At 37.1% G+C, this 20,625-nt stretch carries 14 protein-coding genes and 2 pseudogenes; 13 read left to right on the forward strand and 3 right to left on the reverse strand.

Features of this window, described 5'->3' with window-relative positions; translation table 11 throughout:
- The first annotated feature begins 64 nt into the window (after positions 1-64).
- The 3 genes from recX to ntdP all read left to right on the forward strand — a co-directional run bounded on the left by recX (position 65) and on the right by ntdP (position 2,663).
- The gene (recX, locus tag IGJ18_RS04510) at positions 65-862 is read left to right on the forward strand and encodes a recombination regulator RecX (protein WP_010738148.1); all 798 of its coding nucleotides are present in this window, start codon (positions 65-67) and stop codon (positions 860-862) included.
- Positions 855-2,036 (forward strand): A/G-specific adenine glycosylase, encoded by a 1,182-nt coding sequence (mutY, locus tag IGJ18_RS04515; RefSeq protein ID WP_438842946.1) that lies wholly within the window; start codon positions 855-857, stop codon positions 2,034-2,036. The genes recX and mutY overlap by 8 nt, the downstream gene beginning before the upstream one ends.
- Positions 2,037-2,129: 93 nt before the next feature.
- Entirely contained in the window at positions 2,130-2,663 is a 534-nt protein-coding gene (gene ntdP / locus IGJ18_RS04520; RefSeq protein ID WP_010719696.1) for a nucleoside tri-diphosphate phosphatase, read from the forward strand.
- Between the two features lie 128 nt (positions 2,664-2,791).
- On the opposite strand, the gene IGJ18_RS04525 is transcribed toward ntdP, so the two are convergent.
- On the reverse strand, positions 2,792-3,226 hold the full coding sequence (locus tag IGJ18_RS04525) for a GNAT family N-acetyltransferase (protein WP_010719695.1): 435 nt from the start codon (positions 3,224-3,226) through the stop codon (positions 2,792-2,794).
- A 142-nt stretch (positions 3,227-3,368) separates the two neighbouring features.
- Here IGJ18_RS04525 and IGJ18_RS04530 point away from each other — a divergent pair, with 142 nt between their 5' ends.
- From IGJ18_RS04530 to IGJ18_RS04560, 7 genes and pseudogenes are all read left to right on the forward strand, one after another.
- On the forward strand, positions 3,369-4,490 hold the full coding sequence (locus IGJ18_RS04530; RefSeq protein WP_010719694.1) for an AI-2E family transporter: 1,122 nt from the start codon (positions 3,369-3,371) through the stop codon (positions 4,488-4,490).
- 151 nt (positions 4,491-4,641) lie between these two features.
- Positions 4,642-6,018 (forward strand): hemolysin family protein, encoded by a 1,377-nt coding sequence (locus IGJ18_RS04535; protein WP_010738146.1) that lies wholly within the window; start codon positions 4,642-4,644, stop codon positions 6,016-6,018.
- Positions 6,019-6,652: 634 nt separating this feature from the next.
- Positions 6,653-10,357: pseudogene (locus IGJ18_RS04540) on the forward strand (polysaccharide lyase family 8 super-sandwich domain-containing protein); the annotation flags it as partial.
- Between the two features lie 99 nt (positions 10,358-10,456).
- Positions 10,457-10,582: pseudogene (locus IGJ18_RS04545) on the forward strand (hypothetical protein); the annotation flags it as partial.
- Between the two features lie 330 nt (positions 10,583-10,912).
- Positions 10,913-12,493: a peptide chain release factor 3 gene (locus IGJ18_RS04550; RefSeq protein ID WP_010738143.1), complete on the forward strand. Its 1,581-nt coding sequence runs from the start codon at positions 10,913-10,915 to the stop codon at positions 12,491-12,493.
- Positions 12,494-12,573: 80 nt separating this feature from the next.
- Positions 12,574-13,674 carry a non-hydrolyzing UDP-N-acetylglucosamine 2-epimerase gene (gene wecB, locus IGJ18_RS04555; protein ID WP_010738142.1) on the forward strand — a complete coding sequence of 367 codons (1,101 nt, stop codon included), beginning with the start codon at positions 12,574-12,576 and terminating at the stop codon, positions 13,672-13,674.
- A gap of 148 nt (positions 13,675-13,822) precedes the next feature.
- Positions 13,823-13,996 (forward strand): hypothetical protein, encoded by a 174-nt coding sequence (locus IGJ18_RS04560; protein WP_010719688.1) that lies wholly within the window; start codon positions 13,823-13,825, stop codon positions 13,994-13,996.
- Between the two features lie 100 nt (positions 13,997-14,096).
- Here the strand turns inward: IGJ18_RS04560 and IGJ18_RS04565 are convergent, their stop codons facing one another.
- Both IGJ18_RS04565 and IGJ18_RS04570 read right to left on the reverse strand, forming a co-directional pair.
- Positions 14,097-14,417 (reverse strand): DUF1827 family protein, encoded by a 321-nt coding sequence (locus IGJ18_RS04565; RefSeq protein ID WP_010719687.1) that lies wholly within the window; start codon positions 14,415-14,417, stop codon positions 14,097-14,099.
- 203 nt (positions 14,418-14,620) lie between these two features.
- Entirely contained in the window at positions 14,621-16,858 is a 2,238-nt protein-coding gene (locus tag IGJ18_RS04570; RefSeq protein ID WP_034700562.1) for an ATP-dependent Clp protease ATP-binding subunit, read from the reverse strand.
- Between the two features lie 554 nt (positions 16,859-17,412).
- Between IGJ18_RS04570 and IGJ18_RS04575 the strand changes: the two genes are divergently transcribed.
- From IGJ18_RS04575 to IGJ18_RS04585, 3 genes are all read left to right on the forward strand, one after another.
- Positions 17,413-17,679, forward strand: coding sequence for a phosphocarrier protein HPr (locus IGJ18_RS04575; RefSeq protein WP_010719685.1), 267 nt, complete (start codon positions 17,413-17,415; stop codon positions 17,677-17,679).
- Positions 17,679-19,406 carry a phosphoenolpyruvate--protein phosphotransferase gene (gene ptsP, locus IGJ18_RS04580; RefSeq protein ID WP_010719684.1) on the forward strand — a complete coding sequence of 576 codons (1,728 nt, stop codon included), beginning with the start codon at positions 17,679-17,681 and terminating at the stop codon, positions 19,404-19,406. The genes IGJ18_RS04575 and ptsP overlap by 1 nt, the downstream gene beginning before the upstream one ends.
- Positions 19,407-19,579: 173 nt before the next feature.
- Complete coding sequence (locus tag IGJ18_RS04585) at positions 19,580-20,623, forward strand: glycosyltransferase (protein ID WP_014834761.1); 1,044 nt, start codon at positions 19,580-19,582, stop codon at positions 20,621-20,623.
- Positions 20,624-20,625: the final 2 nt, after the last annotated feature.

Raw genomic sequence — 20,625 nt, forward strand, 5'->3', positions numbered from 1 at the left:
ATTATTAATAGCGATGGGGATTTTCTATGTTATGATAAGAATATACGTTCGAGGAGGTAACTCAATGATAACAGTTACTAGGATCAGTAAAGGCAAAGGTCCGTTTTATCAAGTCGAATTATCTGAAGGAGATTCTTTGAAGGTTTCAGAAGATATCTTGGTGCGTTACCGCTTGTTAAAGGGACAAGAATTAACAGAAGAAACAATTGAGGAAATCAAGAAAAGTAGTGGGTTTGACTTTGGTCTCCAACAAGCGCTCAATTATCTAAGTTATCAATTGCGTTCGGAAAAAGAAATTAGAACTTATTTGAAAGAAAAAGAGATTGAACTAGCTGACCGTAACAAGATCGTGGATCGTTTAAAGGAATTAGATTTGATCAATGACCTCGTCTATGGTGAAAGCTACGTGCGGACAAATGTACGACTAAGTGACAAAGGACCAAAAAAAATAGCTCAGCAATTACAACAAAAAGGTTTGAAACCGGAAATCATCGAGCAGGCGCTGTTGCAATATCCAGAAGAAGAACAAATAGCGATAGCATCGCAAACGGCAGAAAAATTATTCAATAAAAATCATGGGAAAAGTCATAAAGAACTTTTTAGAAAAATTCAACAAAACTTGATGACAAAGGGATTCACCCAAGAGGCGATCCAACAAGCCATCGCCCATTTACCACAAGAAACGGATGAAGACGCTGAATATGAAGCATTAGTTTCACAAGGGGACAAGTTATGGCGTAAAAATGAGAGATTTGAACCGAAAAAACGTAATTTAAAAATCAAACAAAGCTTATATCAAAAAGGATTTGATTTAGAAATGATCCAACGATTTATCGTAGAAAAGGAAGAAGCAAGTGAATAAAGAATGGGAAAAATGGACGGAAGAGGAAATCGCACAGTTTCAAACGCAATTTGTTGGCTGGTACGAAAAAGAAAAACGCAATCTACCTTGGCGCTATGATCGTGATCCTTATCGTATCTGGATTTCTGAAATCATGCTTCAACAAACCCGTGTAGATACGGTAATTGCTTATTTTTATCGCTTTATGGAATGGTTTCCGACGATTGAAGCGTTAGCTGCGGCACCAGAAGAAAAACTTTTAAAGGCTTGGGAAGGATTGGGGTATTATTCTCGCGTTCGAAATATCCAAGCTGCTGCCCAACAGATCATGACAGAATTTGATGGACGTATGCCGCAAACACCAGAAGAAATCAGTTCATTGAAAGGGATTGGCCCTTATACTACAGGCGCTATTTCAAGTATTGCTTTTGGTTTGCCAGAACCAGCAATCGACGGGAATGTCATGAGAGTCGTGAGTCGCTTATTTTGTATTGAAGCTGACATCGCCAAAGCTTCTAGTCGGAAAATTTTTGATGAGGCGATGCGTAGGATCATTGATGAGAAGCATCCTGGTGAGTTTAACCAAGCAATGATGGATCTAGGATCGGCCATTTGTACACCTACTTCACCTAATTGTGAATCATGTCCGATCCAATCATTTTGCTTAGCTTACAAAAAAAATGAGCAAACCTCGTTTCCAGTAAAAACAAAGAAAGCCAAACCGAAAGATGTCTATTATGTGTGTGTAGCGATTCAAAATGAGGCGGGAGCCTATTATTTTGAGGAACGACATACGCAAAGGTTATTAGCAAACATGTGGACGTTCCCGATGGTCGAAGTCACAAAAGAGAAATACGAATGGTTGCAGGCTGAATGGGCTCAATCTCATGAACCAAGCCTATTCGATCAAGAAAAAGTTGCAGAAGAAGAAACGGAGCTACCCTTTCATTTTAAAGAACAATTGATTTGGCAAAAGCGGCATTTGGGAGAGGTAACGCATATCTTTAGCCATTTGAAATGGCACGTATTACTATTTTACGGTCGAATACCTTCTCAATCAAATGACAAATTTCCTAAAACTGAAATAACACAATGGTTATTACCAGAAGACTTCGATAACGTGGCTTTTCCAAAAGTACAGGTAAAATTAAACGAACAATTAGAGAAAAATCGAAACAATAGTAATCCTTTCTAGGCAAAGCTCTTTTTTATTGATATAATAATTACGATGTCGGTGTAATGAACACCCAAACACAAAGCATGAGATGCTGCGTAAGGAAGGGTTGCTATGGGAGTCCCAAAAGAAGGTGAGTTTGTAACGATCCAAAGTTACAAACATGACGGCAAATTGCATCGAACGTGGCGTGATACCATGGTATTAAAAACAAGTGAGCATTCGATGATCGGTGTCAATGATCATACTCTAGTTACAGAGTCTGATGGACGTCGTTGGGTGACTCGAGAACCAGCAATTGTGTATTTTCACAAAAAGTACTGGTTCAATGTAATAGCAATGATTCGAGAAAAGGGGGTTTCCTATTATTGTAATCTAGCTTCACCTTTTTTGCTGGACGATGAGGCATTGAAGTATATTGATTATGATTTAGATATCAAAGTTTTTCCTGATGGAGAGAAACGATTACTAGATGTCGATGAATATGAGATGCATAGCCAAATGATGAATTATCCGAATGATATCGACTTCATCCTAAAAGAAAACGTGAAGATCTTGGTTGACTGGATCAATAATGGTGAGGGCCCTTTCTCCGAAGGCTATATTGATATTTGGTATAACCGTTACAAGCAATTGTCGCGCAAGTAAACAAAAAAAAGCAGTAAGCGCAAAAGTTTTGCGCTTACTGCTTTTTTGCTATGGGTTCTTCAACATAGACACTGATGATGGAAGAAAAAGGACAAGGGATGATCCTTGCTTTGATAGCCTGTCAATAATTAAAAGACTTTTTTCATTGCGATATGAGCAATACCAGCATCTTCAAATGGTTCTCCATAAGCAGTGAATCCTAATTTTTTATAGAAATTCTCAGCTGTTGCTTGGGCGCCTAGCAAAATCGTATTATATCCTTGACTTTTGGCGAAAGCTTCAGCTTCAGCTACTAAAATTTGACCTAATCCTTGATGACGATAATCTGCAAGAATCGCCATTCGTTGTAACTTCATTTTTCCATTTTCTAATGGTAATAGCCGAACAGTCCCACAAGGTAGATTTTGGTCTGAATAAAGAACAAAGTGGATGCAATGTGCTTCATTTTGATCAATTTCTCTAGTTATAGGAACGCCTTGTTCTTTGACAAAAACTTGGTTTCTAATACGAACGGCATCAAGATAAATATCACTTAATGTATCTTTTGTTTGAACGACTTTCATCCGAAACCCACCTTTCATTCGTTTAGTATACTGTAAAGAAAATAAAATGAAAAGTGGATAAAAAAACAAATAGCAGTAAGAATAAAAGAAATTTTCACACAAATAATATATACTAGTAAAAAAGACGAAAGGAGGAAGTATATTGTTTGAAAAATTGAAACAATCAAAATTGATGTTTTGGTCTTGCGAATTACTCATTATCGCCACGTTGATCTTGGTTTCTTCAAAAATCAATTTTATCTTTCAACCAATTGGAACGTTTTTCTCAACATTATTCGCGCCAGTCTTGATTGCTGGATTTTTGTATTATTTGTTGAATCCTATTGTCAAACTATTGATGAAGATCAAAATCAAACGCATTTGGGCGGTAGCAATCGTATTACTTTTGCTTGTCGCAGCGATCATCTGGATTTTGCTCAGCGTGATTCCTAGCTTGATCCAACAAATTTCATCCATCGCATCGAATATTCCTGACTTTATTAGTCGTGTAGAGACTTGGTTAAATAATATGGCCCAACTACCGATCTTCAAAGAAGTAGATATCAATCATTATTTGAATCAATTAGATATTTCTTATGCTAAGATTATCCAACAGTTCCTCAGCGGGATTTCAAACAGCTTAGGATCGCTTGTCGGTACGATCGCTTCTGCTACAATCGTGATCATCACAGCTCCATTTATTTTGTTTTATATGTTGAAAGATGGAGAAAAAATGGTTCCGACAGTCAAGAAATTCTTTCCTGAAAAGAGAAGAGATCAAATTGTTGAATTACTTGGTCAATTGAACAAAACATTAGCTAACTACATTAGTGGTCAAGCGATTGAATGTCTTTTTGTCGGAACATTTACTTTTTTGGGGTATCTGATTCTAGGGGTCAATTATGCCTTTTTATTTGGCGTCATCGCTGGTTTGACTAATTTGATTCCTTATCTAGGTCCTTACCTAGGCTTAGCTCCAGCATTTTTAGTGACAGTATTCAATGATCCTGTTAAAGCACTGCTTTGTTGTGTCGTTGTCTTGATCGTTCAACAATTGGATGGAAATGTGATTTATCCAAATGTCATCGGAAAATCATTAAAAATCCATCCGCTAACGATCATCATTGTGTTATTAGTAGCAGGAAACATTGCTGGTTTGATCGGGATTTTCTTAGGTGTACCGTTTTATGCCATTTGTAAGACGATTATTTCTTATGTCATCAAAATTGTTAAAGAAGACCAGCAAAATGAAAAAAAGAAAAAAATTGCAACGACATTGGAATAACGTATCAGCAATTCCGACTAATTGCTTCATAGTTGTTTTTATTGCAAAGAAAAATTCTTTGTGATAACATTTTAGCGTGGCTATCTTTATAGTCACGCTTTTTTTCTATCGTAAACAAAAAAATTAAAAAATATAAGGAGAGAATGCGATTATGAATGCTGACCCTGAGAGTCAGTCGCTGTTAGCGCAAATTTTATTACTGATCATTTTAACTTTGATCAATGCTTTTTTAGCTGCTTCCGAGATTGCTGTTGTTTCGATCAACAAAAATCGAGTCGAGCAAAAAGCGGAAGAAGGAGATGTTAAATCTCAAAAGCTTTTAAAAATATTGCAGAACCCAAATAACTTTCTGTCAACGATCCAGGTAGGAATCACGTTAGTCAATATCCTATCCGGTGCTTCGTTAGCCAATACATTATCAGAAAAATTAGCACCATTATTAGGTGGTAGTGTAGCAGCAAGAAATATTGCCAATATTATTGTTTTAGCTATTTTGACCTACGTATCGATTGTTTTTGGTGAATTGTATCCTAAACGAATCGCCTTGAACAAATCAGAAGAAGTAGCCAACTTTACTTCAGGAATCATCCGTCTGATCGGTGTGGTTGCCAAACCTTTCGTCTGGTTATTATCTGCATCGACTAGTTTACTAGCTCGTGTCACACCAATGACTTTTGATGATGAAGATTCAAAAATGACGAGAGATGAAATGCGGTATATGTTGGAAACTGAAGGTGTACTTGATAATGAAGAGTTAGAAATGCTGCAAGGTGTTTTTTCTTTAGATACCAAAGTAGCTAGGGAAGTAATGGTTCCTCGAACAGATGCTTTTATGATCGATATCAATGACTCCGTTGAAGAGAATGTCAATGAAGTTTTATCAGAAAATTATTCAAGGATTCCGGTCTATAATGAAGACAAAGACAAAGTTGTTGGGATTCTTCATACGAAAAACTTATTGAAAGCTGCTCATAAATTTGGCTTTGAACATTTAAATATTCAAAAAATCATGCAAGAACCTTTATTTGTACCAGAGACAATATTCATTGATGATCTCTTGTACGAAATGAAAAAAACTCAAAACCAGATGGCTATTTTACTGGATGAATATGGTGGAGTCGTTGGTTTAGCAACTTTAGAAGATTTACTAGAAGAAATCGTCGGTGAAATTGATGATGAATCAGATGAAGTCGAAAAATTATATGAAAAGGTTGCTGAACATGAATACGTGATCCAAGGACGAATGTTGATCGATGAGTTCAACGAAGTATTTGACAGTAACTTACACATGAGCGATGTTGACACGATGGCAGGCTATTTAATCACTGCTTTGGGCATGATCCCTGATGAGGGAGAAAAATTATCGTTTGATGTAGACAACATTACCTTGACTTCTGAAGAAATGGAAGGTTCTAGAATTTTAAAAATTCGCGTGGTGTTCCATGATCCTAAAGAAGAAATTGTGGAACCAGATGAGGACCGTCGTTTATTTTATAAAGATTTTGATGAAAATGAGCCGAGAAGATAAGATATGTTTCATCCTTGCACAGAAGAGATTTTGTGCAAGGATGTTTTTTTCTTTTTTTCAAAGTTGATACGTAAATCAGTGTGGTTCCCTAAGTTGAGGGGTAGTCAGAAGCAAGAGAGGCAGAGCTTTACCCTTTTGTAAAGATTACTAAAACATACAATAAGATCCTATGCTCCCAGTTAACTTATACATAATATAACCAGTATATTTAAATGTTTTGTTGGTTGACAATAAATTTTTGCTAGAGTATTATGAAAACGCAAACACAAGTTTCATGTGACTAGGTTATACTAGGCATGGAAAACACGTACGGAGTCTTCCGTCGTTTTTTCATGCCTATTTTTTTATATGTTTAAGTGAATCAGTGAGGAGGTGGGGAAAATGTAAAGTAGTGTTTTTAGTAGAAAGACAGATTTTAAATATTTTACGAATAAGCAGATATGAGCGATTCTTCCAATGATTTATCTCAATTGAAACTAAAAAACTAAGAACAAATATTAGGTAGTTCTCTCAAGTAAAAGTAGTATGTACAAAAGTTGCAAAGAATGGATAAAAAATTGATGATCATTCATTTTGCCTCACGACTTAAAATTTTTTATCGACTATTCTATTTAACTAAAGGAGGAATTTTTTAATGAAGAAGGCAATCATTTTTGCTTTAACAGGATTGGCGCTTGTTGTTACATCTTTTTACAGTCCAATCGTTTGTGCTGAAGATACTGAAGATTTTTTGTTTCAAAAGAATGTTACCTACTCAGGAGTAGAAGGTGGGAAACAAGGAGATAATTGGAAATATCCGCAATTTGTAGGTGAAAAAGCGGTTGATGGGGATGTATCGACGAGATGGTCAGCGGATAAAACAGATAATCAGTGGCTGACTGTTGATATTGGAGAAGAAAAAACAATTGGTCAGGTGGTTTTACACTTTCATGCGGAGAGTCCAGAATATGAGGTATTAGTTTCTAACGACAATCAAAATTATCAATCCATCTATAAGGAGGAGCGTGGAAGTGGCGGGAAAGAAGCAAAAAAATATATTGAAGTAGCGAATGTAACAGCTCGATATATTAAATACCAACAACTAAAAATGTGGAAGCACACGAATGGTCAATATTATGGTTCGAGCATTATTTCAATGGAAGCTTATCGTCAAGCACGTTTACCTGATGGGATAAAGTTTTCGATTGATTCAGCCGAAATCAGCGAGAAAAGATCTAAACAATTAACTTACATATTAACACCAACAGGCGTCCAAGTTCCTGAAAAACAAATTGAGTGGAGCAGTAGTGATCCTAGTATTGTCAATGTAGACAGTCAAGGAAGAATGAAAGCACTCAAAACCGGAGAAGCAAAGGTGACTGTGAGAATCAAAAATACGGATTTAAGTGATACGATTCCAGTTACGGTTATTCAAGAAAAAGCAGAGTATCGTGAAATGCGTGAGAAATGGAAAGCACGCTTGCTAGGATCTAAAGAAGATCATGAAGAATTTGATCAGGATTCGGACGTAAAAAAATATCGAGCGAGAATAGCCAAAGATAGTTTAGAATTATGGCAAACACTTAATAAGTCAGAAAATAGAACTTATTTGTGGGAGAAAAAAAGTTCAGACACATTATCAGCAGACTATACCACTCAATTTACCAACATCAAAAAATTGACATTAGGTTATTATGATCCTTCGAGTTCATTACATAAGAATCAAGAGGTTTTTACGCAAATTTTGAAAGCAATTGATTTTATGATTGAAACCAAAAACTACAATGGAACTTACTGGAGTGGAAATTGGTGGGATTGGCAAATTGGATCAGCACAGCCATTAACAGATACACTGATTTTATTACATGATGATTTAATCGAAAAAGATGATGCAATCTTAACTAAATTTGTTGAACCTTTAAACCACTATGCGCAAGATCCTAAAGTTCAATGGCCTAGCTATACGGCTACAGGAGCGAACTTAACAGATATATCTATTACCGTCTTAGGAACAGCCATTTTATTAGAAAATGATTCCCGAGTAGAGGCAGTTCAAAGCGCTGTTCCATCCGTTTTAAAAATGGTGACAGGAGGAGATGGCTTATATTCAGACGGCTCATTGATCCAACATAGTCATTTCCCATATAACGGAAGTTATGGAAATGAATTGCTGAAAGGCTTTGGACGGGTTCAAACGATTTTGCAAGGGACACATTGGGAAATCAAAGATGACAATATAAATAACTTGTTTCAAGTAACCGATAAAGGTTATTTACAATTGATGGTAAATGGAAAAATGCCCTCAATGGTATCAGGACGAAGTATTTCTAGAGCTCCTGGGACGAATCCCTTTACCTCTGAATTTGAATCTGGAAAGGAAACGATAGCCAATCTTACATTAGTAGCGAAATTTTCGCCAGAAATTTTACGCAAGAAAATTGATTCGTCTATTAAAGCATGGCTTGAGCATAGTAGTTATTTTTATGATTTTTTTGAAAACCCAAGAGACTTTGAAGCGTTGATTGATCTTAAGAAAATCATGAATGAGCCTTCGATAACTAGTAAAGAAGAACGAAATCTCGTGAATGTTTATGGTTCAATGGATCGGGTGTTTCAAAAAAACGAGAGTTATAGTCTCGGAATAAGTATGTACTCTAGTCGTATTGGAAATTATGAATTTGGAAATACTGAAAATAAAAAAGGATGGCATACGGCTGATGGGATGGTTTATCTTTATAACGGTGACCTCGCTCAATTTGATGAAGGTTATTGGGTCACTATTGATTCTTATCGCTTACCAGGTACCACTATAGACACAAAAGTGTTAGCAGAAGGTGCTTCTACTGGTAAAAAGAGTCCTCAGTCTTGAGTGGGAGGATCGAATAATGGCAAAGTAGCTGCAGTCGGAATGTTTTTAGATAAGAAAAATGAAAATATGGATTTGGTAGCAAAGAAATCATGGTTTTTGTTAGAAGATAAATTGATTAATTTAGGCAGTGGAATCAGCGGAACAACGAATGCGACAATTGAGACGATCCTTGATAATCGAATGATGGATTCAAGTAACATGCAAATTATCCAAAAGAAAACAGCTGATTCTACTTGGATCAATCTTACTTCGACAAATCCACTCAATAATTTAGGTTACATTTTTCCAAATACCATGTCGAACGTTGACGTTCAAAAAGAAATTCGATCTGGCAAATATTTGGATATCAACGAATATTTTGTCAATGATCAATCATATACAAAAGAATTTGTAAAAATCATCAAAAATCATGGAAGTAACGCTCAAAATGATACTTATGAGTATTTGACTGTTGCTGGAAAGACAGCAGAAGAAATGGCAGAAATGGCGCAACATAAAAGCTATAATGTGTTAGCAAACACACCAGAAATCCAAGCAATTGAGACAAAAGACTATCTCATGTTGAATGCTTGGAGTGGAAATCAACAGGCAGCTTTTGTTCACGTATCTGAACCTGCATCCATTATTGCAGAAAAATTGAGTAATGATACTTATCGACTGTCAATTGCGAATCCTGTTCAAAATAATAAGGTGATTGAATTTTCGATTGAGAAAGAGATCATTGAGGTTATCGAAAAAGAGTCCGAAATTACCATGGATTCAGGAGCATTTCTATTTGATAGCAAAGGGTTAAAAGGAAGTTCGAGATCAATTACTATCAAAGTTCCTTCAGAAGTAGATAAAACAGCATTAGAAAAAATAGTCGAAGAAAATCAAAACCGAAACGAAAGCGACTATACAAAAGAAAGTTGGAAAGTCTTCACTAAGGCAATGGAATTAGCCCAAGTGGTATTAACAGATCCAAGAGCAACGCAAAGCGAAGTAGATGAAGCAGTTCAAGCAGTGAGAAAAGCCATCGAGCAACTGCAAGAAGTAACTAAAGTAGACAAAACAGCATTAAAAAAATTGGTCGAAGAAAACCAAAACCGAGTTGCAAGTGGTTATACGGCAGAAAGTTGGCAAGTGTTCCGCAAAGCGCTGGAAGCAGCGCAAGCAGTGTTAGCTGATTCAAATACTACGCAAGCTGAAGTAGACGAAGCAATCCAAGCAGTGAGAAAAGCCATCGAGCAACTGCAAGAAGTAACTAAAGTAGACAAAACAGCATTAAAAAAATTGGTCGAAGAAAACCAAAACCGAGTTGCAAGTGGTTATACGGCAGAAAGTTGGCAAGTGTTCCGCAAAGCGCTGGAAGCAGCGCAAGCAGTGTTAACTGATCCAAATACTACGCAAGCCGAAGTCGAACTAGTGATGAACGATTTGGTGCAGGCCATCGAACAATTAGAGAATAAAGAAACTGCATCATCCTCTGAGGAAGATAAAAACATCAATAATAAAGCAGAGCAAGGTAAAAATACACAAGAGGACAACAATGAAATAGGTAAATCTTCTATTAGTGAAGAGACTGGCAAGGAAGGTTTATTACCAAAAACAGGTGAAAAAAATAACCAAGTTATTCAAAAATTAGGATATACAATTTTATTAGTGGTATTCGTTAGCTTGTTCCTATTGAAAGGTCGAAAGGAATCTAAGAGGAGTCAAAATAAATTAGGCAAGTAATCTGATGAAAAAAACAAGATAAAATAAATAATCATTTGTCTGTAGATGATTGAAATAGACAGTTGAACTTGGAACAAAAGCCTGTTCCAAGTTCAACTTTTTTCGTTTAATCTGTTTTCAGTTGTTATAGTAGCAGGAAAAGCTTTATTTTCTCTTATTGAAAAAGTCGTTTATATGATATTCAACAGAGAAAGAGAGAAGACTCATAACAAGTGTTTATTTTTTGATAGTTTCCATGATATACTTGGTAAGTTGAGATAGCTAGTTCGATCATTCCTCGAACAGGATGACGAATAAGATGATAATGATGTAACAGAAATGGAGTAAAACATGAATAACCCTAACTTAAAACAACAAGTAGATAACCGACGCACGTTTGCGATTATTTCCCATCCGGATGCTGGTAAAACAACGATTACTGAACAATTACTTTTATTTGGTGGCGCAATACGTCAGGCAGGAACTGTCAAAGGGAAAAAGACTGGTAACTTTGCAAAATCTGACTGGATGGAAATTGAGAAGCAACGTGGAATCTCAGTTACCAGTTCTGTGATGCAGTTTGATTATCATGGTAAAAGAGTCAATATCTTAGATACCCCAGGGCATGAAGATTTTTCTGAAGATACGTATCGGACATTGATGGCTGTCGATAGTGCGGTTATGGTCATCGATAGTGCCAAAGGGATTGAAGCTCAAACAAAAAAATTATTCCAAGTCGTTAAAAAAAGAGGAATCCCTATTTTTACCTTTATCAATAAGTTAGATCGAGATGGTCGTGAACCATTAGAACTTTTAGAAGAATTGGAAGAGTTGCTCGATATCGAGTCTTATCCAATGAATTGGCCGATTGGTATGGGGAAAGGCTTAGAAGGACTCTATGATATCCACCATAATCGTATTGAGTTTTATCGTCCAGAAAACTATAATGATGAGCGCCTTGTTGCCTTGGATGAAGAAGGATTGCTGCCAGAAGGCCATCCTTTGACGGAAAATTCATTGTATGAACAAGTTCTTGAAGAAGTAGAATTGTTGAAAGAAGCAGGAGATTCTTTTAATGAAGAAAAAATTGCTCGGGGAGATCAGACACCGGTCTTCTTTGGTTCAGCGTTAACAAATTTTGGTGTGCAAACATTTTTAGAAACCTTCGTGGAATTAGCCCCTTCACCTTACGGACATCAAACACAATCAGGACAAGAAGTTAGTCCTTATGAAGAAGAATTTTCAGGTTTTGTCTTTAAGATCCAAGCCAATATGAATCCAGCTCACCGAGATCGGATTGCTTTTGTGCGAATCTGTTCTGGAACTTTTGAACGTGGGATGGATGTTCAATTAGAACGAACAGGTAAAAAATTGAAGTTAAGTAATGTGACGCAGTTTATGGCTGACTCAAGAGAGAATGTCGAGAATGCTGTAGCAGGGGATATTATCGGGGTCTATGATACAGGAAATTATCAAATTGGCGATACTCTTTATGAAGGAAAATTGAAGGTGGCGTATGAAGAGTTACCATCCTTTACTCCGGAATTATTTATGAAAGTCACTGCTAAAAATGTGATGAAACAAAAATCATTCCATAAAGGTATCTATCAGTTAGTCCAAGAAGGTGCGATCCAACTCTATAAAACTTATTTGACGGAAGAATACATCATTGGCGCAGTTGGACAACTTCAATTTGAAGTATTCCAATACCGGATGCTAAATGAATACAATGCAGAAGTGATCATGTCGCCTATGGGGCATAAAATTGCCCGTTGGATCGAGCCCGAAGATTTAGATGAGAAGATGAGTTCTAGTCGTAATATCTTGGCACGTGACCGTTTTGATCAGCCATTATTCTTGTTCGAAAACCAATTTGCTGAACGTTGGTTTGCTGACAAGTACCCAAATGTCAAATTAAAAAGTTTAATGTAAAGCGCTCATCACATGGTGGTGCTTTGGGAGTACTATGAAAATAGCCGGGAGAGAATAACTAAATAATCCGGAGGAATTTAATGATGATTAAAGTAATGTCGATCTTTGGAACACGTCCAGAAGCAATAAAAATGGCACCTTTGATCAAAGCGCTGGAAAAAGATGAGCGCTTTGAATCAATCGTGACGGTTACAGGCCAGCACCGTGAAATGTTAGACCAAGTGTTAGAAGTGTTTGAAATTACTCCTGATCACGATCTAGATGTGATGAGTGTCAATCAAACACTCACCGCTATTACAACGAAAGTTCTTTTATCATTAGAACCAATCTTACAAGCAGAACAGCCTGATATCGTCTTAGTTCATGGAGATACGACCACAACATTTGCTGCAGCGACCGCAGCATTTTATCAACAAATTAAAGTCGGACATGTCGAAGCAGGATTACGAACTTGGAACAAATGGTCACCGTTTCCTGAAGAAATCAATCGGCAAGCCACAGATGTTTTAGCGGATCTCTACTTTGCGCCAACCAATGAAAGTGCTGATAATCTTAGAAGAGAGCACCACGATGAAGCAAACATCTTCGTTACTGGCAATACGGCGATCGATGCGATGAGGTACACGATCGTGGCGGATCAAAAAAGCGATCATCTTTCGAGCAGCTCCACTAAACAATTATTAGTAACAATGCATCGACGTGAGAACCTAGGCGAGCCAATGGCGAACGTTTTTCAAGCATTAGGAAGGATTGCTGAAGAATTTTCTGATGTATCCATTATTTTTCCGATGCATAAAAATCCTAAAGTACGAGAATTAGCTGATACTATTTTAGGACAATATGAGAATGTTCAGCTGATCGAACCATTAGATGTCATTGATTTTCACAATTGTGCAGCCAAAAGTTATCTTATATTAACTGATTCAGGCGGAGTTCAAGAAGAGGCACCTTCTTTAGGTGTTCCGGTTCTTGTCTTACGTGATACCACTGAACGACCGGAAGGTGTAAAAGCCGGAACTTTAAAACTCGTTGGTACAGACGAAGAGACAGTTTATGACGAGACAAAACAATTGTTAACTGATGTAAAGGCTTATGAAAAGATGGCACAAGCAAAAAATCCTTATGGAGATGGTTACGCAAGTCAACGAATCTTAGAGGCTATCGCAGCCTCATTTCATTGATTACAGGTTACCAAAAAAGCAAAAAAAACTTTCCAACAATTTTGGTGGAAAGTTTTTTTTATTTTAAAGAAAAAATTGGTAAATTCTTTGAAATAAAATGAATTAAAATAAAGATGTGTACATATAAAAAGAAAAAAGGGGGAGTTGGATGGAAACACTGGAGCAACGAAAACAACGTAAAGCAAGAAAAAAGTTAGAAATGCAGCGTTTATGCAGGCTGTTAGATGTTGAAGGTTGGGAGCATAATGAATCGATCGTTAACGAAGTAAGAGCAATCGTTCGGCTAGGAAAAACACCAAAAAAAGAAACCAATCAATCTTAGAAGATCCAGCTCTATAAATGAGCTGGATCAAGGATAAAATCAAACATTATCCTTCAATCCTTCTAAAAAAGGTTTCTTTTTTTTTGTTTATTTGTAATCATCACATTGCAACCTCAGTGTGGGGATGATGTTTCGGAATCGAGATTTCAACTAAGTCATCTAATTCAATTACTTGGATTTCGTTTTCTTGATATAGGGCGTCATGGATTTTATTGAGGAAGTACGTTTTGACTTCTTCAATTTCTTTGGGTTGTATTTTTCGTTTTTCATTAATCAGTAAAATCTCGTTATGTTCCGGTGCTTCAGTGTAAACAATCATTGTATTGCCTGCAGTGTAAACCTTCACCATATGAGCATCTGTATTTTCCAATTGGTTTAAAACCAAACGTGAATGACTATTCGTTACATTGACAAATTTCATGGCGCTCACCTCTTTTATGTAGATTTTAGATACAACTTAATTTCATTATAATTTTTTTCTAATGAAAAGAACAGTATTTTGCTTTTTGTCAAAAAACAATCAAAAATCCGCTTTGAGCAATGAAGCACCCGTGAGAAAAGCTGTCGCTTTTTCATGGGTGCTTCATTTTTTATCAGTCGCAAAGCGAAGTTTTTGTCAGATGTTTAGTTTGTTGGCTCGTTTGTCGTTTCTTTGACTAAACGTTCTGGTTTAGAAGTGATCACAATTTTTTCTTCTTTATCCAATTTTGCTTTTAGTTCATGGATTGAAGGATGGTCTAAATAAAATTCAGCAATTCCATCTTCGATTTGTTCTTGGATCGTTCGACGAAGAGGGCGTGCGCCCATTGCTGGGTCATAGCCTAAGTCAACAAGTTTTTCTTTGACATTTGTCGGCACTTCGATATGCAGTTGTTGTGCTGCTAACATTTCATTGACTTCATCTAGCATCAAGGTAACGATGGTCATTAAGTTTTCTTTTGATAGCGCACTAAATTCGATGATTCCATCGAAACGGTTCAAGAATTCAGGTGTGAAGTAATTGTTTAGTTGGTTTAAAACAGAACGAGTAACCCCTTCACGAGCTGCTCCAAAACCGACATTTGCTTCGACTTTACCTGTACCAGCATTACTTGTCATAATGATGATCGTATCTTTAAAGCTTACTGTCCGACCTTGTGCGTCAGTCAAACGGCCATCATCCAAAATTTGGAGGAACATGTGTAACACATCAGGATGTGCTTTTTCCACTTCATCCAATAAAATCAAGCTATAAGGATTACGACGTACTTTTTCAGTAAGTTGACCTGCCTCTTCATAGCCCACATAGCCAGGAGGAGAACCAATCAATTTAGATACACTGTGTTTTTCCATGTATTCAGACATATCAAAACGAATCATTGAATCTTCGGAACCGAATAATTCAAATGCCAGTTGCTTGGCTAATTCAGTTTTGCCGACACCAGTTGGACCTACGAATAAAAATGATCCGATAGGGCGGTTTTTCTTGTTTAAGCCAACCCGATTACGACGAATAGCTTTTGCCACACGATCTACGGCATCGTCTTGTCCAATCACATGTGCTTTTAGATCAGTCGCAAGATTCTTCAATTGTGTTTGCTCTTTTTCTTTTAGATCGCCAACGGGGATTCCCGTACGTTCTTCCACAATTTTTTCCATATCTTTTTCTGTGATAACAGGCGTTTCTTCATCTGTTAATTGACGTTCTTTCATCTTTTCTAATTTACTGATTTGGTCACGATAATAAGCGGCTTTCTCAAAGTCTTCTTCTTTAGAAGCTTGGATTTTTTGTTCCTGTGCTTCTTCAAGTTTTTTATCAATGGTTTTAGGATCAACGATTTGAATCGTTAAGTTTTTCTTTGAGCCAGTTTCATCAAGCAAGTCAATCGCTTTATCTGGTAAGAAACGATCTTGAACATAACGATTTGAGAGAATAGCTGCAGCTTCGATTGCTTCATCGGTATATTTGACGTGATGGTAGTCTTCGTAGCGTTTTTGCAATCCTTTTAAGATACTGATTGTTTCCTCAACAGAAGGTTCAACGACCCGAACCGGTTGCATCCGTCTTTCTAAAGCTGCATCTTTCTCGATGATGCGGTATTCATTTAATGTAGTGGCACCAACCATTTGTAGTTCGCCACGAGCTAGAGCTGGTTTTAAAATATTTCCCGCATCCATGTTCCCATCACCGGCAGAACCAGCACCGACAATTTCATGGACTTCATCAATGAATAATATGACATTTTCAGCCTGCTTAATTTCTTCGATCAATTTTTGCATCCGTTCTTCAAATTGTCCACGGATACCAGTTCCTTGAACCAAAGAAACCACATCTAAACGAATCACTTCTTTATCCATTAATTTTTGCGGCACATCGCCATCTACGATTTTTTGTGCAAGTCCTTCAACTACGGCAGTTTTACCAACACCAGGCTCACCGATTAATACCGGATTGTTTTTTGTTCGACGGTTTAAAATCTCGATCACACGTTTGATTTCATCATCACGGCCGATCACAGGATCAATGTCACCTTGACGAGCTTGTTCGGTGATGTTGATTCCGTATTCTCCTAAAAGACCTTCGGAATTTCCTTGTTGCGGTGGTTGACCACCGTTAAAGTTGTTGTTACCACCGAATTGGGTTGGAGGAGTTTGTTCATAGTTTCCTTGCTGTTGCATTTGGCGGGACATGGAGCGGAATAAGTCGTCCAAGCTGCCAAAACCAAAAGGATCATTTTGAGCCATACTAGTCAGACCTCCATTTTGTTGATTTTTAATTTTTTGATAGCAACTTTGACAGTAATCAAGTTGCGTTCTCTGTCCGTTTACTGTTGCATATAAGTGGATCGTTGCTTCATTTTTCCCACAATTTTGACAAAGCATAAATGATTCACGTCCTTTCACATGATTCACATGTTTCCATTCTATTTTACAACGCGTGACTACGAAGGTAAAAGAATAACCCTCATTTACTCAAAAGTTGAAAAGGTAAAAAAATGTTATTGACCATTATTGACCTTTGGCTATAATTATACTAAATTTTAGGGCGCGTGCAAGTATTTAGTTTTTCAAAATAAACGAAGAAATGAATAAGTCGTTCTTCGATAAAGATGATAAATAGAAGGAGATATTTCGCTTGGCAGAGTCTAGTTTTGTTTGCTTCTTTACTGAGGGATCAGTAAAGAAAATCAAAGCAACTAAAAAAAGAAGTGAGGTAGAATGAATACGGTTGTTATCCTATGTATTCATATTTTTAAAAGTAGTGCTAATTATTTTCCACACTTTTAGTTGAATTTAAATGAAAACTGTTGTATCTATCGGGAAAAAATGGTAATCTTTACAAATGAAAGGGTACTACTTATTAGTGTTCTTAGTAAACTGCTAAAAAAGAAAACCCTCACATAAAAACAACACTCACTTAAAGGAGACCGATTAATATGGAAAAGAAAGAATTTCACGTAGTAGCAGAAACTGGAATCCACGCACGTCCAGCTACATTATTAGTACAAACAGCAAGCAAATTTAACTCTGATGTAAACTTAGAGTATAAAGGTAAATCAGTAAACTTGAAATCTATCATGGGCGTTATGTCTTTAGGTGTGGGTCAAGGTTCTGACGTTACAATCACAGCTGAAGGTGCTGACGAAGCAGACGCAATGGCAGCTATCGTTGATACAATGAAGAAAGAAGGATTATCTGAATAATGGTTGAAATGCTAAAAGGGATTGCCGCTAGTGACGGCGTTGCCGTTGCAAAAGCTTACCTGCTAGTTCAACCGGATTTAACATTCAGTAAGACAACAGTAGAAGATACAGCAGCTGAAGCATCTCGTTTAGATGATGCTTTAGCAAAATCTACTGAAGAATTGCAACAAATTCGTGAAAAAGCAGCGCAAAGCTTAGGTGAAGCAGAAGCGCAAGTATTTGACGCACACTTGATGGTTCTGTCTGATCCAGAAATGGTTGGTCAAATTAAACAAAACATTAATGATAACAGCGTAAACGCTGAATCAGCATTAAAAGAAGTAACTGATATGTATATCAGTATGTTCGAAGCTATGGAAGACAACGCTTATATGCAAGAACGTGCGGCTGATATCCGCGACGTTGCGAAACGTATTTTAGCGCATTTACTAGGTGTGACATTACCAAATCCATCAATGATTAACGAAGAAGTAGTTGTTGTTGCTCATGATTTGACACCAAGTGATACTGCTCAATTAGATCGTAATTTTGTTAAAGCGTTTGTAACTGACATCGGCGGACGTACTTCACACTCAGCGATCATGGCACGTTCTTTAGAAATCCCAGCGATCGTAGGTACAAAAGAAATCACTGCTAAAGTCAAAGAAGGCGACATGTTAGCTGTTAACGGGATTGAAGGCGATGTAATCGTTGATCCTACAGCTGAACAAAAAGCTGAATTTGAAAAAATCGGTGCTGAATACGCTGCTCAAAAAGCAGAATGGGAAAAATTAAAAAATGCTGAAACTGTTACTGCTGATGGCAAACATTTTGAATTAGCAGCAAATATTGGTACACCAAAAGATTTAGTTGGTGTTCATAATAACGGCGGGGAAGCGGTTGGTCTTTACCGTACAGAATTCTTGTACATGGATTCTCCTGATTTCCCAACTGAAGATGACCAATATGAAGCATATAAAGCAGTTCTTGAAGGTATGGAAGGTAAACCGGTTGTCGTGCGTACGATGGATATCGGTGGCGATAAAGAATTACCTTACTTACAATTGCCTCATGAAATGAACCCATTCTTAGGCTATCGTGCATTACGAATCAGCTTGTCAGAACAAGGTGACGAAATGTTCCGTACGCAAATGCGCGCATTATTACGTGCATCTGTTCATGGAAACTTACGTATCATGTTCCCAATGGTAGCGACTCTTAAAGAATTCCGTGCTGCAAAAGCAATCTTTGAAGACGAAAAACAAAAATTATTGAATGAAGGCGTGGAAGTATCTGATACGATCCAAGTCGGCATCATGATCGAAATTCCAGCAGCAGCTGTCTTAGCTGACAAGTTTGCTAAGGAAGTTGACTTCTTCTCAGTAGGAACGAATGACTTGATCCAATACACTATGGCAGCTGACCGTATGAACGAACGTGTTTCATACTTGTATCAACCTTACAACCCATCAATCCTACGTTTGATTAAAAACGTGATCGATGCAGCGCATGCTGAAGGTAAATGGGCTGGTATGTGTGGCGAAATGGCTGGGGATCAAACCGCAGTTCCGCTACTTGTAGGTATGGGATTAGATGAATTCTCAATGAGTGCAACATCAATCTTGAAAACACGTAGTTTAATGAAACGTTTAGATACAACGAAGATGGCTGAACTTGCTGATCGTGCTTTGAAAGAATGTGACACGATGGAAGAAGTCGTTGAACTTGTAAATGAATACGTAAAATAATAATACGAGTAAAAGCTGGTACAGCGATAGTAGCTGTATCAGCTTTTTACAATGGGATTTTTACATATAGGTAAAAATAAGGAATGAAAAATAGAGTTATTTTAAAATAGGGCTTAAGTTTGAGTGACAGGTTCAGCGCTATGTTATACTATATAAATGAAGGAGGACGTAAGGTGAAGGTATTATTATATTTTGAAAGTGAAAAAATACTTGCGAAATCTGGTATTGGACGAGCGCTTGACCACCAAAAACGTGCTCTAAAAGAAATGGGGATTCCCTACACGCTAGATAGTAAAGATGACTATGATATCTTACACATCAATACATATGGTATCAATAGTCACAATATGGTCAATAAAGCAAGAAAAGACGGCAAGAAGATCGTCTATCATGCTCACTCAACAGAGGAAGATTTTCGTAACTCATTTATTGGCTCTAATCAATTATCGCCATTAGTAAAAAAATATTTAGTGGGATTATATCAAAAGGCGGATTATCTCATCACACCTACGCCATATTCTAAAAGATTACTGGAAAGTTACGGCATAGATTTACCGATCCAATCGATATCAAATGGGATTGATCTAAAAAAATATCAACCAGATCCAATCAAAGAACAAAAATTTCGCGACTATTTCAAATTATCACCAGATCAGAAAGTGATTATCTGTGTTGGCCTTTTTTTTGCTCGTAAAGGGATCATTGATTTTGTAGAAATTGCAAAAAAACTTCCAGAATATACATTTATTTGGTTTGGACATGTACCTATGTATTCGATCCCAAAAAATATCCGACAGATTGTGAAAGAAGAACACCCAGATAATGTGATCTTTCCAGGATATATTCGGGGAGAAATTATTGAGGGTGCATACTCAGGCGCTGACCTTTTTTTCTTCCCATCTTATGAAGAAACAGAAGGAATTGTAGTATTAGAGGCACTAGCAAGTAAGCAAAATGTTCTTGTACGAGACATTCCAGTCTATGATGGCTGGTTAGAAGATAAAAAAAATTGTTACATGGGTCGCTCTAATGAAGAATTTACCGTATTGATCAAAAAGATCGTGGAAGAAGAAGTTCCTAGTCTAGTGGCAGCTGGATATCAGACTGCCCAAGCACGAAGTATTGAGAAAATTGGTGAGCAACTGAAACTGGTGTATACACAAGTGTTAGAAGAAGCAGATTCTTCCATAAATGAAAGACAAAATAATAAAGGGTAGTT

Origin of the sequence: Enterococcus sp. AZ078 (genome assembly GCF_051714985.1) — a bacterium.
In the GTDB taxonomy this organism is placed as follows: Bacteria; Bacillota; Bacilli; order Lactobacillales; family Enterococcaceae; genus Enterococcus_B; species Enterococcus_B hirae.